Source organism: Bacillus ndiopicus (genome assembly GCF_000612805.1).
In the GTDB taxonomy this organism is placed as follows: Bacteria; Bacillota; Bacilli; order Bacillales_A; family Planococcaceae; genus Metasolibacillus; species Metasolibacillus ndiopicus.
The window spans coordinates 343,339-359,272 of the sequence record NZ_HG964403.1 but is presented as its reverse complement, the minus strand read 5'-3'; the positions used below and the strand labels follow the sequence as shown (position 1 = coordinate 359,272).

At 35.3% G+C, this 15,934-nt stretch carries 18 protein-coding genes; 2 read left to right on the top strand and 16 right to left on the bottom strand.

Annotated features, from left to right (window positions below; genetic code table 11):
• Positions 1–45 precede the first annotated feature (45 nt).
• The 7 genes from TY13_RS01650 to TY13_RS01630 all read right to left on the bottom strand — a co-directional run bounded on the left by TY13_RS01650 (position 46) and on the right by TY13_RS01630 (position 5,886).
• Entirely contained in the window at positions 46–1,317 is a 1,272-nt protein-coding gene (locus TY13_RS01650; RefSeq protein WP_042470841.1) for a UDP-N-acetylglucosamine 1-carboxyvinyltransferase, read from the bottom strand.
• A gap of 30 nt (positions 1,318–1,347) precedes the next feature.
• Entirely contained in the window at positions 1,348–1,998 is a 651-nt protein-coding gene (fsa, locus tag TY13_RS01645; protein WP_042470838.1) for a fructose-6-phosphate aldolase, read from the bottom strand.
• 272 nt (positions 1,999–2,270) lie between these two features.
• On the bottom strand, positions 2,271–3,125 hold the full coding sequence (locus tag TY13_RS01640) for a class II fructose-bisphosphate aldolase (RefSeq protein ID WP_042470836.1): 855 nt from the start codon (positions 3,123–3,125) through the stop codon (positions 2,271–2,273).
• 289 nt (positions 3,126–3,414) lie between these two features.
• Complete coding sequence (locus TY13_RS01635) at positions 3,415–3,792, bottom strand: response regulator (protein ID WP_042470833.1); 378 nt, start codon at positions 3,790–3,792, stop codon at positions 3,415–3,417.
• Between the two features lie 555 nt (positions 3,793–4,347).
• Positions 4,348–4,506: a hypothetical protein gene (locus TY13_RS20485; protein ID WP_154661492.1), complete on the bottom strand. Its 159-nt coding sequence runs from the start codon at positions 4,504–4,506 to the stop codon at positions 4,348–4,350.
• A gap of 277 nt (positions 4,507–4,783) precedes the next feature.
• On the bottom strand, positions 4,784–4,942 hold the full coding sequence (locus TY13_RS20480) for a hypothetical protein (protein WP_154661491.1): 159 nt from the start codon (positions 4,940–4,942) through the stop codon (positions 4,784–4,786).
• An 86-nt stretch (positions 4,943–5,028) separates the two neighbouring features.
• Positions 5,029–5,886 carry a helix-turn-helix domain-containing protein gene (locus tag TY13_RS01630; protein ID WP_081796898.1) on the bottom strand — a complete coding sequence of 286 codons (858 nt, stop codon included), beginning with the start codon at positions 5,884–5,886 and terminating at the stop codon, positions 5,029–5,031.
• Positions 5,887–5,970: 84 nt separating this feature from the next.
• Here TY13_RS01630 and TY13_RS01625 point away from each other — a divergent pair, with 84 nt between their 5' ends.
• On the top strand, positions 5,971–6,531 hold the full coding sequence (locus TY13_RS01625; protein WP_042470827.1) for a DUF2529 family protein: 561 nt from the start codon (positions 5,971–5,973) through the stop codon (positions 6,529–6,531).
• A 125-nt stretch (positions 6,532–6,656) separates the two neighbouring features.
• On the opposite strand, the gene TY13_RS01620 is transcribed toward TY13_RS01625, so the two are convergent.
• The 9 genes from TY13_RS01620 to kduI all read right to left on the bottom strand — a co-directional run bounded on the left by TY13_RS01620 (position 6,657) and on the right by kduI (position 14,884).
• On the bottom strand, positions 6,657–7,274 hold the full coding sequence (locus TY13_RS01620; protein WP_042470823.1) for a bifunctional 4-hydroxy-2-oxoglutarate aldolase/2-dehydro-3-deoxy-phosphogluconate aldolase: 618 nt from the start codon (positions 7,272–7,274) through the stop codon (positions 6,657–6,659).
• Between the two features lie 12 nt (positions 7,275–7,286).
• Positions 7,287–8,234, bottom strand: a complete 948-nt coding sequence (locus TY13_RS01615; RefSeq protein ID WP_042470821.1) for a sugar kinase — start codon at positions 8,232–8,234, stop codon at positions 7,287–7,289.
• 84 nt (positions 8,235–8,318) lie between these two features.
• Positions 8,319–9,074 (bottom strand): SDR family NAD(P)-dependent oxidoreductase, encoded by a 756-nt coding sequence (locus TY13_RS01610; protein ID WP_042470818.1) that lies wholly within the window; start codon positions 9,072–9,074, stop codon positions 8,319–8,321.
• 11 nt (positions 9,075–9,085) lie between these two features.
• The gene (locus TY13_RS01605; RefSeq protein WP_042470814.1) at positions 9,086–10,087 is read right to left on the bottom strand and encodes a zinc-dependent alcohol dehydrogenase; all 1,002 of its coding nucleotides are present in this window, start codon (positions 10,085–10,087) and stop codon (positions 9,086–9,088) included.
• A gap of 101 nt (positions 10,088–10,188) precedes the next feature.
• On the bottom strand, positions 10,189–11,496 hold the full coding sequence (locus TY13_RS01600) for a TRAP transporter large permease (protein ID WP_042470811.1): 1,308 nt from the start codon (positions 11,494–11,496) through the stop codon (positions 10,189–10,191).
• Between the two features lie 24 nt (positions 11,497–11,520).
• Positions 11,521–12,006, bottom strand: coding sequence for a TRAP transporter small permease (locus TY13_RS01595; RefSeq protein WP_042470809.1), 486 nt, complete (start codon positions 12,004–12,006; stop codon positions 11,521–11,523).
• Between the two features lie 17 nt (positions 12,007–12,023).
• On the bottom strand, positions 12,024–13,055 hold the full coding sequence (locus tag TY13_RS01590) for a TRAP transporter substrate-binding protein (RefSeq protein ID WP_042470806.1): 1,032 nt from the start codon (positions 13,053–13,055) through the stop codon (positions 12,024–12,026).
• Positions 13,056–13,074: 19 nt separating this feature from the next.
• Entirely contained in the window at positions 13,075–14,031 is a 957-nt protein-coding gene (locus tag TY13_RS01585; RefSeq protein WP_042470802.1) for a C-terminal binding protein, read from the bottom strand.
• Between the two features lie 22 nt (positions 14,032–14,053).
• Positions 14,054–14,884: a 5-dehydro-4-deoxy-D-glucuronate isomerase gene (gene kduI, locus TY13_RS01580; RefSeq protein ID WP_042470800.1), complete on the bottom strand. Its 831-nt coding sequence runs from the start codon at positions 14,882–14,884 to the stop codon at positions 14,054–14,056.
• 213 nt (positions 14,885–15,097) lie between these two features.
• Here kduI and TY13_RS01575 point away from each other — a divergent pair, with 213 nt between their 5' ends.
• Entirely contained in the window at positions 15,098–15,865 is a 768-nt protein-coding gene (locus tag TY13_RS01575) for an IclR family transcriptional regulator (protein WP_042470797.1), read from the top strand.
• Positions 15,866–15,934 lie beyond the last annotated feature (69 nt).

Here is a 15,934-nt window from a genome sequence, read left to right as displayed (position 1 = left end):
CTATCATACCTTTATGGCTTTTTGTCATCGATTGTAAACATTCAATTATTTGCTTGTATGTACAATTGTTTCACGGCGAATTTCCGCTCCAAGTGCACAAAGTTTTTCAATCAATCCACCGTAACCGCGCTCAATATGATAAATTTCGTGAATTTCTGTTTCACCTTCGGCAAGTAAGCCAGCTAATACTAATGCTGCACCTGCACGTAAATCTGTAGCAGTTACAGTCGAACCTTGCAATTGTGTAGGACCTTGAATAATAGCTGTATTACCTTCTACTCTCGCATTCGCATTCATTCTACGAAGCTCGTCAATATGCTTAAATCTTGCTGAATAAATCGTATCCGTTACTTTCGAAGAACCATTTGCTTGAGTTAACAAGACTGACAAGGGCTGCTGAATATCCGTAGCGATACCAGGATAAACAAGCGTTTTTATATCGACAGCTGTAAGGTCTGTTGTTTGCTTAGGTATAAAAATGCTTTCTTCTCCTGTTTCTATTTTAACGCCCATTTCTCTTAATTTAGCTACTAATGACTCTAAATGCAACGGTATTACATTGTCAATTGTAACACCCTCTCCGATTGCAGCGGCCATAATCATAAATGTAGATGCCTCAATACGGTCGGGAATAATCGTGTGATTTGTACCATGTAATTCCTCAACACCATCAATACGAATAACGCTCGTACCTGCACCTTTAATTTTTGCACCCATATTTGTTAATAATGTCGCAACATCAATAATTTCTGGCTCTTTTGCTGCATTTTCAATGACTGTGCGTCCTTTTGCTCGAACTGCAGCCAGCATAATATTAATTGTCGCACCGACGCTTGCTACATCTAAATAAATTTTCGCACCAATTAGTTCATCAGCACGTAAATAAATTGCACCATGTTCGTTTGTCACAGTCGCCCCCAACGCTTCAAAACCTTTAATATGCTGGTCAATTGGGCGCGGTCCTAAAAAACAGCCTCCAGGTAAACCGATAACTGCTTTTTTAAAGCGACCTAGCATTGCCCCCATCATATAATATGAGGCACGTAACTTTTTCACATTGCCATTAGGTAGCGGCATCGCTGTCATTTTGCTTGGGTCAATTGTCATTTGTCCATCTTCAAACGACACGTCTCCACCGATTTCCTCTAATAAAGCTTTTAATGTCCATGCATCTGAAATTGCAGGGATTCCTTCAATTGTGACGGAAGAATTCGCCAGGATTGATGCCGGAATTAAAGCAACCGCACTATTTTTGGCTCCACTAACTTTCACTGTACCTTTTAAACGTCGTTGTCCTGTGATTTTATAAACATCCATAACGATTCTCCCTCAAAGTGAAAGTGTTTTTTATTGTCCTTGGCGCTTTGACCAGTCCGCTAAAAACCCTTCAATTCCTTTATCTGTTAATGGATGATTAAATAATTGTTGTAATACTTTAAATGGTGTTGTTGAAATATGAGCACCAGCTAGAGCTGCGTCTGTAATATGTTGTGGGTGACGGATTGATGCAGCAATAATTTCTGTTTTAATATCATGAATTGTGAAAATATCAGCAATTGTAGAAATTAGCTCTATACCATTATGTCCGATATCATCTAAACGACCAAGGAATGGAGAAACGTAAGTTGCACCTGCACGAGCTGCCATTAAAGCTTGGTTGGCACTGAAGATAAGTGTAACGTTTGTTTTAATACCTTTTTCAGAGAAATGCTTACATGCTTTTAAACCTTCTGGTGTCATTGGTAGCTTCACTGTAATATTTGGATGAATTGCAGCTAACTCTTCGCCTTCTTTAATCATGCCTTCCGCATCTAAAGAAATAACCTCACCAGAAACTGAGCCATCAACTAGCTCCGCGATTTCCTTTAAGCGATCATGGAAGTTTACACCTGGTTCTTTTGCTACTAGCGATGGGTTTGTTGTAACTCCAGATAAAATTCCCCAAGAGTATGCTTCTTTAATTTCTGTAAAGTTTGCTGTATCGATAAAAAATTTCATGTTAATATATCCTCCTAAATTGCGATTTCACTTTAATCAAAAAATAAAGAGGAGGCCAATCTCGACAATCTGACACTTCCCCTACAAATAATTTCTTGCATCAAAATTTTTATTGAATGACTTATCTCGTCTATACAGTGGCAATTCACCTGTACCAAAAAACGGTTGGTGTAATGCGCCCCTTTTTCAAAACCATGAAGTTTAAATGAATGATTGATAAAAACTAATAATCAGTGGAGGGTGAGGACCCACCCACTGATCGATATTTCATCCTATGCTTTTTGAGAGCTGCCAAATTCGCGCATTTTCCCAATAACAGTTTCTTTAATTGCTTCACGTGCAGGTGTTAAATATTTACGTGGATCATATACTTTTGTATCGTTTGCTAATACTTCACGAATTACTTTTGTTGCAGCAATTTGATTTTCTGTATTAACGTTAATTTTCGCTGTACCTAATGAAATAGAGCGTTGAATATCCTTCGTTGGAATACCAGTTCCACCATGTAACACTAATGGAAGATCTGCTAATTTAGAGATTTCCTCCATTTCAGCAAAGCCTAAGTTTGGTTCGCCTTGATATGGACCATGTACTGATCCTAATGCTGGCGCTAAGCAGTCAATATTCGTCGCTTCTACTAAGCGTTTGCATTCCGCTGGGTCTGCATACATAATACCACCGATTACACCATCTTCTTCTCCACCAACTGTACCTAACTCCGCTTCAACAGACACGCCTTTTGCATGCGCATATTCCACAACTGCTTTTGTTGTGCTTACGTTTTCATCGAACGGGTGGTGAGAAGCATCAATCATAACAGATGTAAAGCCTGCATCGATTGCTTCTTTACATTTTTCAAAGCTTGAGCCGTGGTCTAAATGAATCGCTACAGGTACTGTAATTTTATATGATTCGATTAAACCTTTTACCATATGAACAACTGCAATAAAGCCACCCATGTATTTACCTGCACCTTCTGATACACCTAAAATTACAGGTGAATTTTCTTCTTGTGCAGCTTGCAAAATTGCTTGTGTAAACTCCAAGTTATTAATATTAAACTGTCCTACTGCGTAACCTTCCGCTTTTGCTTTAATTAACATCTCTTTCATTGAAACTAATGCCATGATTTAGATCCTCCTCGGATAGTTGATCGGTTATTGTTTATCAAAATATGGCTCTGCTACTATGTCCATATTTTTTTAGTTCATTCAAAAAATGTATGACCTACATTAAAAACCTTTATTTTGACTCTGAATGCGTCTTCGCTATATCCAGATTAATTAAATTGTGTCCAGATTTTCCGAGCTGATGAGTGGAAGTGAACTTTAAAGCGTCACATCCCGTGACATCCATTGAATCAAGATAAACGCATACCTTTATCATAACAAAAATGAAGGGGTCTGAAAAGTTATTTCAAACACCTTCATTTTTACTGATACTAAGTATTTCATTGACTGCATCTCGCACTTCAAAAATATTAAACGGTTTTGTAAAATACTTTGTTGCCCCTAGCTGAAACGCTTCATCAATAAGCGCCTGCTCACCATAGGCTGTCATCATCACAACATTTATTTTGTCGCTCAGCTTGCGTAATTCGCGCAATATTTCAATACCATTCATTCCTGGAATTTTCATATCGAGCAAAATGCAATCGATTTCTTCATTTTTAAATATACCTAATGCTTCTATTCCATTTGACGCCAAATATGTTTCATAGCCCTCTTTTTTAAAAACTTCATTTAATAATAATCGAATACCCTGTTGATCATCGACAATTAATATTTTTATCATCTTTGGACATCTCCTACATTCTTTGAATTAAGTGAAAAAGAAACTTATGAATATTGATTCATGATGTATGTAAATAAAAAAACTCGCCTGATATAAGGAGACGAAGCTTATTTGGGCTGCTGGCTACTTTATTACGGTAAAATTCTCATTGCTAAATTAATTTTCATTAATATTTTTATAAACCTTTAAGGAACACTCCCATATTATAGCTCGTTTATAAAACCTGCACCAATAGCACAGTGGTCAATCATGTGAGCTTGGCAAATCAGAAAGCATTTTTGAGAAAGTTTGGAATTCCCCTTTTGTTAATATATCATTTGCTGCTGTTTCTGTCGGCGCTTGGTAACCACTAACAGGTATTAAAATTGCAAAATATACAAATAAGCTAGCAAAAAACTTTTTTATGGTAATCTCCATAAAATTAAGTAGATAGGCCTTGTCTCTATTCAATGAATGCTGAAATACTAGCTATCATATACAAGCAGTTGCTAAATATAGATAGATGAATCTCCAGTAGCATTTTTAAAAATAATTATAAATAGTTACATACTTTTCTTAATGTATACTTGGTAAATCAGGAAGTTCTTTCGAGAAAGCTTGGAATTCAACTTTTAGTAATATATCATTTGCTGCTGTTTCTGTCGGCGCTTGGTAACCACTAACAGATACTAAAACTGCAAAACACACCAGTAAACTAGCGAAAAACTTTTTCATTGTAGTCCTCCCCCTTTTAAATACGGCTTATTTTGGCTGCTACTGGCTCACACCAATTAATCCCAGCTATTAATCAATTAGAAAATTTATAAATAATTTTATAAATATTCATTGTATTGGGATAAATTTAGATTCAAAGGCTTGTTCTTTCAATGAGCGATTGAATACTGCCAGTTATTATTTATACTACCATCTTATTCGCAAAACAGTTGCTAAATAAAAATAGATGAATCACCAGTAGCATTTAAAATAATTATTATTAATAGTTACTTGCTTTTTAATGTCTGCTTGGTAAATCAGGAAGACTCTTTGAGAAAATTTGGAATTCACCTTTTGGTAATACATCATTTGCTGCTGTTTCTGTCGGCACTTGGTAACCACTAACAGATACTAAAATTGCAAAACATACAAATAAGTTAGCGAAAAACTTTTTCATGGTAGCACCCCCTTTTATTAGTAATTTATTACATATCGAACAATAAATCAATATTTTTTTAAAATTCATAATTTATTTTATAAACATTATTGTAATTCCTCTTTCAATTGCTCTACAATTCTTAGAAAATCAATTTCACTTTGAAGTTCAAAAATGCTTGTCGCTTGTCCAATATAAATTTCCGCATTAGTAAATGCTTTTTCAAAAATAGATAAACGAGCTGCTTGAAATAACAATTCTCCTAATAAATACAATGTTTCATTTTCTAAACAAAGCTTAATCGCCTGTTTACAGTATAGTAGCGCGTCTTTGAAATCCTCTTTGTATGCTAGCGTCCTTGATTTTCCATATAAAATTTTTATTTTTAAACGATCATCTACATGATTATACTCAAAATTTGTAGTACAAAGTTCATAATAATATAGCGAAGTATCGTAATCTTTCGTTTCAAAATAAATAATGGCTAAGCTACTTAAAATTTCAATATCTAATGCCTCTTCCACTTTATCCTCTGGTGGTAAAAGAGATTTTAAAATTTCTATGGATTTTACGCTATCCTTTTCTAAATGATATACACAAATACCTTCATTCCATTTTAAAAATTTTTTCTCTTTCGGTGAATGAGCATTTCTTTTCTTTAACTCACTCATAATAATGTAAGATACAGATTCATAGTCTAGTTGATGTATCAGTTTTCTAATAAGCTTTTCAACTTCTGTATTTTGTTGAACTGGTGTAGAATATACATCACGAAAGAAATTTTCGATTGGTACGCCTAATTTTTCAGCAATTTGGTGCATGACAACACTTGATGGTGAGCTACCACCTTTTTCAAAGTTACTAATCATTGCTTGCGTACATATTCCTTTTGCTAATTCAGCTTGCGTATAGCCCATTTTTTTTCTGTAGAATTTAATGTTTTTTGAAATTGTAAATATCATCATATTCCCCTAATCTATCTATTTTTCATATTATTATAACAAATATGTTTGTATTATATTATATTTTAATATTAACGAGGTGTATTTATGTCAAAAATATTATTAACACAATTAACTGGTGTACTACAAAAGATTCAACAAAACGAAGAAGATGCAATTGAGGAAACTGCTCGTTTATTAGCACAAGCTGCTGTTGGGCAAGGTATTGTCTATTTTGCATGCTTTGGTGAAATGCAAGGAGTCGCTCAAAATGCCATTCTCTCAGCCGAGCCAATGACTAAAGTTGCTCTATGGACGGCTGACACTATCCTCACTGAAAGCGACCGAGTATGCATTTTTACTCGCCATGCAAGCGATTCAGAAGCACTTGCATTAGCTGAGCAGCTTTACGATGAGTTTATTCCTTTTGCAGCAGTTGCTAGTGAACGTGCGGATGATGATAATAAGCTAAGCGAGCTTGCTTACACATATGTATCGCTAAATTTACGTGGCGCAATTTTACCACATCCTACAAAGCTTGGTGCACGCATTGTGACGCCGCATTTATTAGCTGCACTTTTCATCTACGAAGCCATCAAGCTTTCTTATGATGAAATGCTTGCAGTGGATGATGAGGAAGAGGATGAAATGCAGTCTCCTTTTGGATGAAATTTATTCTAGAAGTTTACTTGTAGACAAAATAAAAGAGGTTGTCAGAAAGCGGCGAGCTAGCCTGCTTTTCTGATAACCTCTTTTTACAATATAAAGACACTTAACTTATGCTTCTATGTAAACTACGTTAAGCTATTGTTCCACTTGATTGCCTCATTCATAATTGCTTCCCAATCTTTTGATAGCAGCCATTCTTTTCTTATTAGTTCACTGCCTACACCAATAATTTCTGCCCCTGCTTCAATATAGGATTTTGCGGTATTTAAAGAAATACCACCCGTCGTCATAATTCGTATATGCGATAACGGGCCCTTTACATCTTTAATAAATTTTGGTCCTAAAGAGGATGCTGGAAAAAGCTTAACTATCTCCGCTCCTTCACTATACGCCAACTGCATTTCTGTCGGTGTAAATACTCCTGGTATAACAGGAATATTTTTTTCCAAACACTTTCTCACAACATCTAGATTTAATGAGGGAGAAACTATAAATTCTGCTCCTGCTGCTATAGCCTCTTCACATGATTCTAGCGTCAATACGGTGCCTGCTCCAACTAATAGCTGCCCTTCATTTTGTTTCTTAACTATCTTTATCATATCTGCCGCTCTATCAGAATCCATTGTAATTTCAACTGCTTGTATCCCGCCCTTTTTTAAAGACTTCACTAGTTCTTCGCAAACAGAATATGGGACTTTTCTTAAAACAGGAATCAATTTGAATTGTTGAAGTTTATCGTACACTTTTTCACCCTCTTATCTTTCTATATTTTCACGAGCTCCTAAAAATACTTCAACTTCCTCCAAATAAGGTAACCCTTCATTATCACCTTGAACTTGTACAACCATTGCCCCTACCGCATTGGCTAGTGTAATCATCTTTTCTATAGACCAATTTTGAATAATACCATACAGGAAAGCAGCATCAAATCCATCTCCAGCTCCAACAGTATCAACTACTTTTTTTACTGGAAATCCTGGTACATGTACAAATTTATTATTTTCTAAATAAGCTGCTCCTTCAGATCCGTTCTTCACGACAACATATTCAAATTGATATGTTTGCAGTATTTTAATAAGCTCTACCTCATCTGCTGTTTCAAATAGTAGCTCCAATTCTTCTCGACCTGTTAGTAAATAATCAACATACGGTAAAAACGCTAATAATGTTTCTCGCGCTTCTTCCTTACTCCAAAGCTTTAAGCGTATATTCGGATCTAAGGATACTTTTACGCCATGTTGTTTAGCAATTTTTATTGCTTGCAAAATAAGTTGGCGATTTTGTTTAAGTATAGACGGAAACACTCCTGTTACATGTAATATTTTTGCTTTTTTAATATATTCAACAGGCAATTGATCCACTGTAAATGTTTCAGTAGGTGATTTATGTCGATAATAAAATGTTTTTCCATCTCCTGAAGCTTGTACCTCTTTAAAATTTAACGATGTTGGGTAATTTTCTATTAATTTAACTTCAGACACATCAATTCCTTCTCCACGAACGGTATTAACAATATGTCTCCCAAATTCATCCTTTCCAAGTCGACTAATCCAGCCAGCTTGTAATCCTAAGCGTGCACAACCTATCATCACATTCAACTCTGCCCCACCGATTTTACGCTTAAACTCTCCAACATATCGAAGTGGTCCTTTAACTGATGGATCGAATGTAATCATGCCATCTCCAATTGTAATAATATCCATACCTCAACCCTCACTTCTTTAAATTCAATATGCTGCTAAGACATCGTTCAATGTTTCTACTTTAAAAAATTCTTTCAATCACCACTATCTTCCTAGCCATCCTCCATCAATAGCAATTGTAAAGCCATGTACATAATCAGATGCTTGTGAAGCTAAGAAAATAACTGCTCCTTGCATATCTTGTCCTGTACCCCAACGCCCCGCTGGAATACGCTCCAAAATCTGTTTACTTCTTACATCATCATTCATTAACGCTTCGTTCATATCTGTGGCCATATAACCTGGAGCTACGCAGTTTACATTTACACCTTTAGCTGCCCATTCATTTGCTAATGATTTTGTAAATTGCATTACAGCACCTTTGCTCGCTGCATATGCAGGCACTGTTAAACCACCTTGAAACGATAGTAACGATGCGAGATTAATAATTTTTCCATAACCACGCTGTAACATTTGCTGCCCAAAAACTTGGCATAAACTAAAAACAGCATTAGCATTTATATTCATGACATAATCCCAATCTTGCTGAGGAAATTCCACAGCAGGATGTCTTTTTTGGACACCAGCATTATTAACTAAAATATCCACATGACCTAGCTTTTCTTCAACCATTTTAAGTAGCTGCTTATGCTCGGAAATTTCTCCAATATCAAAGGCAATTGACACCGCTTTAACGCCGAATTTTTCTAATTCCTCCACTACTTCTGGGCTTTCCTGCCTTGAAATAATTGCGATATTTGCTCCAACCTGTGCTAAGCCTAGCGCAATTTCTTTTCCTAATCCTCGGCTTCCGCCTGTTACTACGGCATTTTTATTTGTTAAATCAAATAGTGAATGCATAAAAATTCCTCCTAAAATGCATAAAGTACTTTAATTGCATCTGTTGGTGTTGTTAGTAGCTCAAACCCCTCCATTGCTTGCTCGGGCTGCAAAACATGTGTAATGATTTCAGCAAATTTAGGCTCTTTAGTTAATAAATCTAACGCCAATTCAATATCTTTATTTGTATAAACACGAACAAATTGAATTGTTAATTCCTTAAACATTCCTTGAATCAAATTGACCTCTGCAGGCTTTTTATATGCTGCAACAGTAACAATCGTACCTTGCACCTTAACAATCTCAGTTACTTGAGCCATTACTGCTGGATGCCCAGCGCAGTCAAATACATAATCAACTCCTGAATTTCCTGTCAAAATATTTAATTCTCCAACTATATCATCTTGCATAGAATTGTATGTTATAAACCCTAGCTTACGGGCCTTTTCAAGTCGTAATTCATTGGCCTCTATCACAATAACCTCAGATGCCCCATATGCTCGTAGTGCCAAGGCAACACATAAACCAATTGTACCTGCACCATAAACAACCGCTCGATCTCCTACTAAAAATCGCGCCTTTCTAATCGCATGTACGGCTACTGCAATCGGCTCTGCAAGTGCCCCTTGCTCTAGTGACACTCCTTCAGGTAATGGAATAATTTTATCTGCTGCCACAGCTACAAATTGTGCCATTCCTCCGTCAGTATCAATGCCGACTAATTTTAAATTATTGCATACATGTGATTGACCTGTACGGCACGGAATACAAGTTCCACAGCTAAGTAAGGGATTCACTGTTACCCTTGTGCCAACTGGATAAAGAGGATGTTCACTTTCTATAGTTGCTGAAAATTCATGGCCTAATACAAGAGGAGCTTGGGCTCTAGGATGTGTCCCTGCAAATATATTTAAATCTGTTCCACAGATGCCTGCATATGCATTTTTCAATAAAACATAACCTTCTGGTACACTAGGCTTCTCTATTTCTCTGCACTCAACAGTGTTAGGGGCTGTATAGACAATTGCTTTCATATTTATTCCACGCTCTCTTTTAATTTAATGTACTGTTCAATAGAATATTAAAAGGCAGCTAAAAGTACTTTTACTCATACTTTTAGGCGCCCTGCTCTTACTTATTTAACTAGGCCTAGTAACTTTGGTAGCCATAATGATAGTTCAGGAATATATGTTACTAATAAAAGTATGCCAACTGTTATTACAAAAAACGGTATTAAAGGTTTAACAACTTGTTCAATTTTCAGCTTAGCAACACGTGCTCCAACAAACAATACTGGTCCTACTGGAGGCGTAATTGTGCCTAAACTTAAATTAAATACAACGATAATTCCAAAGTGAACTGGATCCATACCAAATGCCATAACAATTGGTAAGAAAATAGGTGTGAAAATTAAGATAGCTGGTGTTGGGTCCATAAAAGTCCCAACAATTAAAAGAACGATATTAATAATAAGTAATATTACTATTAAATTATCTGTAAATCCTAGTAAACTATTAGCAATTAATTTTGGAATACCTGTAAAGGACATTACCCAAGACATGATTGTGGAAACACCTATTAAAAAAATTACAATCGCTGTTGTACGTGTAGATTCCATAAAGATTTTTGGTAAATCACGTATTTTAATCGTTCGATATAAAAATGAAAGTAGCAGCGCATAAACTACTGCAATAGCTGAGCCTTCTGTAGGTGTAAAGACGCCTTTAATAATCCCACCAATTACAATAACAATTAATAGCAAGCTTGGAATTGCATCGATAAATACTTTTACAGCTAATTTAAAAGGTACGCGTTCATCACTTTTATATCCTTTTCGTTTAGCAATAATAAAGGCCATAATCATACAACCAATACCCCATAAAACTCCTGGAATATATCCAGCCATAAACAATGCTGCAATAGATGTTCCACCGCTTACTAATGAAAACACAATAAGTGTATTACTTGGTGGAATAAGCATTCCTGTTGGCGCAGAGGCAATATTAACTGCTGCACTAAAATTGCGATTATAGCCCTCTTTTTCTTGCATTGGGGCCATCGTTGAACCTACTGCCGCAGCAGCTGCAACTGCTGATCCAGAAATTGATCCAAACATCATATTTGCTAATACATTCGTTTGCGCTAATGAGCCAGGCATTCTTCCTGCTAAAACCTTTGCACAATTAACTAAACGTCTAGCAATTCCACCGTTATTCATAATTACCCCAGCTAGAATAAAGAATGGAATCGCTAATAACGTAAACGAATTCATCCCAGTAAACATTCGCTGTGCAGACGCTTGAAGTGCATTGCCAAAATCTAAAATTGAAAACATTGCAAGCATAGACGCTATGCCTACACTAATACTAATAGGTGCACCAATTACTAGAAAAAATACAATCCCTGCTAATAAAATTAATCCAGCTACTCCTGCTGATACCATTTTTATATCACCTCTTTTCAAACTTTATACAATTTCTAAAGGCTTTTTCGTTTTAATAATCGTATAGATGTTATAAATACAATAGAAAACAATAAATAAGCCACTTATAGGTACGACTGCATATAAATAACCCACTGGTATCATTAATGCTGCCGACATTTGTGTCCAAGCTAGCTTTGTAATCGTTAAACCACCTATCACTATTACTAATACTGAAAACATGATAATGCTTAGTTCTATGAAAATTTGAGCTATTATTTTCAACTTCATCGGAAATGCCTCTTGAATAAATTCAATACGCATATGACCATTTTCGCCAAAAACAAAGGCTGCCCCAAAGAGTACTAACCAAACAAAACAATATTTTGCTAGCTCTTCCGTGATAGTGCTTGGGTTATTTAGTATAAAACGAGTGAAAACTTGCCAAGTTACGAGTACAACTAATGCGCCGAATAACCCGACGCATATAGTTGATAAAATCTTGTCTAGTGTTTTTTTTAAAGTTTCCAATTTAAACTCACCGCCACTTATTTCGCTGCTTCACGTACTTGATCATATAATTTTCGTGCATTATCAGAAGTCAATTTTTCTTGAATTAAAGACTCAGTTGCTTTACGGAACACTTCAGTATCTACCTCGTTAAATTTTGCACCTGCTGCTTTTGCTTCTTCAATTGCCTTATTGACATCCTCGTCCCACATTTTAACTTCATGATTAATTGCTGCTAATAATTCCTCTTGGAAAATTTGTTGATGTTCTTCACTCATACCATCAAATAACTTTGAGTTTACAATTAAGTAGTCTGGGAACATTAAGTGCTTTGTATAAGAATAGTAAGGTGCAATCTCAGCATGCTTCAGGCTAGAGTAGATTAATTCATTATTTTCTCCACCATCAATGACACCAGATTGAATTGCTGTGTATACTTCACCTTGTCCCATAGGAGTACCTGTTCCCCCCATGTTTTTCATCATTTGTACATTCGTATCAGATTCGATAATACGAATTTTTAAACCTTTTAAGTCTTCTGGTGTATTAATTGGATGCTTACTGTTATAAACATTACGTACACCTGAATGGAATGCACCTGCAACATAGATTCCTTGATCCTTTAATGAGGAATATAAATCGCCTACTACTTTTTGGTCATTTAACACGGACATTTGGTGTTCAGCTGATTCAAATACATATGGTAAATTGAAAACAGCAAAATCTTGATTAAAGTTTTCTAATAACCCACCTGCGACTAAAGACATTGCAATTGTACCTGTCTGTACTAATTCAATCGTTTCGCGTTGTGCACCTAACAGTTCATTAGGTGATACTTCTATTTCATATGCGCCATTTGTACGCTCTTTTATTTTTTCTCCAAATTCAACCATCGCCTTATATTGAGGATGACTTTCTGGTTGATTAAATGCTACTTTGAGTAATTGAGTATCCTTAGATTTTTCTGAGCTATTAGATGCCCCTCCATCTTTATTGCCACATGCTGCTAAAATTGACAAACCAAAAATAATCATCGTGAATAAAAATAGTTGTTTGTACGATTTTTTCATGTTACTTCCCCCTAATGTTTTAAATATGATTAACAGGATAATGAAGTTTTTCACCTTTACAGTATCTTACAGCCTCTTCCGCAACTTTTCTTTTTAATTCTTGGGCAGATTGCTCTGAATACCAAGCCATATGCGGTGTGCAAATAAACTGGTCTAATTTGAGTAAAGGAGACTTCACATCTATCGGTTCTTTCGTAGCAACATCTAGCGCAGCTCCAGCAATTTGTTTTGAGATTAGAGCTTCATAGAGAGCTTCTTCATCAATAATTCCCCCGCGCGAAACATTTACTAAATAGCTAGTTGATTTCATTTTTTCAAAAACATCTTTATTAAATAAATTCATAGCATTATCCGACGGACAATGTATGGAAATAATATCAGATTGCTGAATTAACTCATCAAATTCTACAAATTCGATAAATGATAAATTTGGGTCATTCTTTTTGCGTTCTGCCGAAATATCATAAGCTATTACTTTACAGCCAAGTGCTTGTACCTTTTGGGCGAATGCTGAGCCAATACGACCAACCCCAATAATTCCGACGATTTGTTCACTGTGGCGATAGATGGGAACACTTTGCTGGTAATCCCAATCACCATTTTTTACACAGTTATTAATCTTCGTAATTTTTCTTGTAAGCGCTAACATTAAAGCTAAAGCATGATCTGCAACCTCATGTGTTCCATAATCTGGTACATTACAAACTTGTATTCCTTGCTTTGATGCTGCATCTAAATCAATATTATTAACTCCTACACCGTAGCGTACAATTAATTTCAAATGAGGTAGCTGCGAAAGTACCCTTGCTGTAAAAGGAGCATATTGATTAATAATAACGCTCGCCTCTTGGCAATTTTTTATTAAGTCCTCTTCTGTTTTGTTTTGCTGTAATTCAAAAGGTACACTATTTTTTCCTAAGACATTTTTTTCTATATTAATATCTGCATGATCACAATCAGAAATAATAATTTTCATTTTTATCACCTAATATCATTTTTTATTTCAAATCTTTCATTGCAACATGATCCATATCATCAAAATCTAAATTTTCTCCACACATTCCCCATATAAATGTATAGTTTTTTGTACCAATACCTGAGTGAATCGACCAACTAGGTGATAGCACCGCCTGTTCATTGGATACAACAATATGTCGAGTTTCAGAAGGCTGCCCCATTAAGTGAAATACTTTAGTTTCTTCTTCCATATCAAAATAGAAATACACTTCCATACGTCGTTCATGCGTATGGCATGGCATAGTATTCCAACCACTTCCCTCTTCAAGTACAGTCATCCCCATACTTAGCTGGCAAGTTTCTAGCACGTCAGGGTGAATGTATTGATTAATGACACGTTTATTCATATTGCTACTAGTCCCCATTGGGCGTTGAATTGCTTTATCTTTACCAATTTTTAGCGTTGGATATTTCATATGCGCAGGGCAACAATTTATATAAAATTTCGCTGGTTTGCTTGTATCAATAGATTCAAAGTACAAATCCTTCGTACCCTTCCCTATATAAAGAGCTTCTTTGTTGTCAATGTCATAAATATCGCCATCGCAGTAAATACGTCCTGCCCCTCCAATATTTATTACACCCATTTCACGTCTTTCTAAAAAGTATGTAGCAGCTAATTCTTTGCTAGCATCTAGCGTAACTGCTTTATCAATTGGATAGATACCACCATAAATAATTCGATCTACATGGCTATAAGTGAATGTTGCAGTATTTTCGACAAATAACTTTTCCATCAAAAATTCTTCACGTAATTTTTCTGTCGTGTAATTCTTCACATCTTCTGGATGATGTGCATATACAATTCGCATTTTTTCTCCTCCCTATTAACGAAATAATTTAGTTCCACTATGCAGAACTATGTTCCATAAAAATATTATATGCGTTATAATTCTTAATTACAAGAACAATTTAATTTTTCTGTAAACTATTATTTTGGATTTCTATATAGCATTTACAAAACAACTTATTTTCGCATATGATTGATAAAGGTTATGAAATTTTAGGAAATGGTGGAGAATATAATGGCAATCGTGCAATCTATTGAACGAGCTTTTATCATATTAGAACACTTATCTAAGTATCCAGATGGTATGCAAATTACAAAATTGGCTACTGAAACAAAGCTATCCAAAAGCACAGTACACCGATTATTATCAACATTGATAGAACTGCAATACGTTCATCAAAATGTAGAAACTGAACGCTATCATATTAGTTACAAAACTTTATATTTAACAAGAAACATTTTAAATAACTCAAGTTTGATTTCTATAGCAAGACCACTTTTAGAGAAATTAGCTCATGAAGTAAACGAAACTGTACATTTATGTACTGAGGAAAATGGAGAAATTGTTTATATAGATAAAATAGAGAGCAATCAAACAATACGTATGTACTCCCGCATTGGCAGTAGAGCACCTATGTATTGTACTGGTACTGGAAAAGTACTCTTATCAGGGAAAGATGATACACAGTTGCATAAAACAATTGATAAAATTCAATTTATACAGCGCACAGAAAATACAATTTTAACATCATCTGATTTAGTAAATGAGATTAATAAAATCCGAAAGAATGGGTATGCTCTCGATAATATCGAAAATGAAGAAGGAATTCGATGTATCGCTGCGCCAATTTATGACTTTTCAGGGAAAATAATTGCCAGCTTTAGTATTTCTGGACCTATTCATCGTATAACCCTCCAAAGAATACAAGAAGAATTAATTGAAAAAGTACTAAATACCTCAAGCTCTATTTCTCTTCAGCTAGGGCATGCAAAAGTGCAATAGAAAATGAAAATAAGGCCGCCCAAAAAGAATTTCCTTTCTGGACAGCCTTAACTTTTAGATTAATTAATT

Coding starts and splice junctions, on each gene's coding strand:
- TY13_RS01640 (WP_042470836.1), bottom strand. CDS start 3,125: ATGGCATTAGTTTCAATGAAAGAGATGTTAATTAAAGCAAAAGCGGAA.
- TY13_RS20485 (WP_154661492.1), bottom strand. CDS start 4,506: ATGAAAAAGTTTTTCGCTAGTTTACTGGTGTGTTTTGCAGTTTTAGTA.
- TY13_RS20480 (WP_154661491.1), bottom strand. CDS start 4,942: ATGAAAAAGTTTTTCGCTAACTTATTTGTATGTTTTGCAATTTTAGTA.
- kduI (WP_042470800.1), bottom strand. CDS start 14,884: ATGCGAATTGTATATGCACATCATCCAGAAGATGTGAAGAATTACACG.
- fsa (WP_042470838.1), bottom strand. CDS start 1,998: ATGAAATTTTTTATCGATACAGCAAACTTTACAGAAATTAAAGAAGCA.
- TY13_RS01615 (WP_042470821.1), bottom strand. CDS start 8,234: ATGGATATTATTACAATTGGAGATGGCATGATTACATTCGATCCATCA.
- TY13_RS01650 (WP_042470841.1), bottom strand. CDS start 1,317: ATGGATGTTTATAAAATCACAGGACAACGACGTTTAAAAGGTACAGTG.
- TY13_RS01590 (WP_042470806.1), bottom strand. CDS start 13,055: ATGAAAAAATCGTACAAACAACTATTTTTATTCACGATGATTATTTTT.
- TY13_RS01600 (WP_042470811.1), bottom strand. CDS start 11,496: ATGGTATCAGCAGGAGTAGCTGGATTAATTTTATTAGCAGGGATTGTA.
- TY13_RS01610 (WP_042470818.1), bottom strand. CDS start 9,074: ATGCATTCACTATTTGATTTAACAAATAAAAATGCCGTAGTAACAGGC.
- TY13_RS01575 (WP_042470797.1), top strand. CDS start 15,098: ATGGCAATCGTGCAATCTATTGAACGAGCTTTTATCATATTAGAACAC.
- TY13_RS01630 (WP_081796898.1), bottom strand. CDS start 5,886: ATGATGATATTTACAATTTCAAAAAACATTAAATTCTACAGAAAAAAA.
- TY13_RS01625 (WP_042470827.1), top strand. CDS start 5,971: ATGTCAAAAATATTATTAACACAATTAACTGGTGTACTACAAAAGATT.
- TY13_RS01635 (WP_042470833.1), bottom strand. CDS start 3,792: ATGATAAAAATATTAATTGTCGATGATCAACAGGGTATTCGATTATTA.
- TY13_RS01585 (WP_042470802.1), bottom strand. CDS start 14,031: ATGAAAATTATTATTTCTGATTGTGATCATGCAGATATTAATATAGAA.
- TY13_RS01605 (WP_042470814.1), bottom strand. CDS start 10,087: ATGAAAGCAATTGTCTATACAGCCCCTAACACTGTTGAGTGCAGAGAA.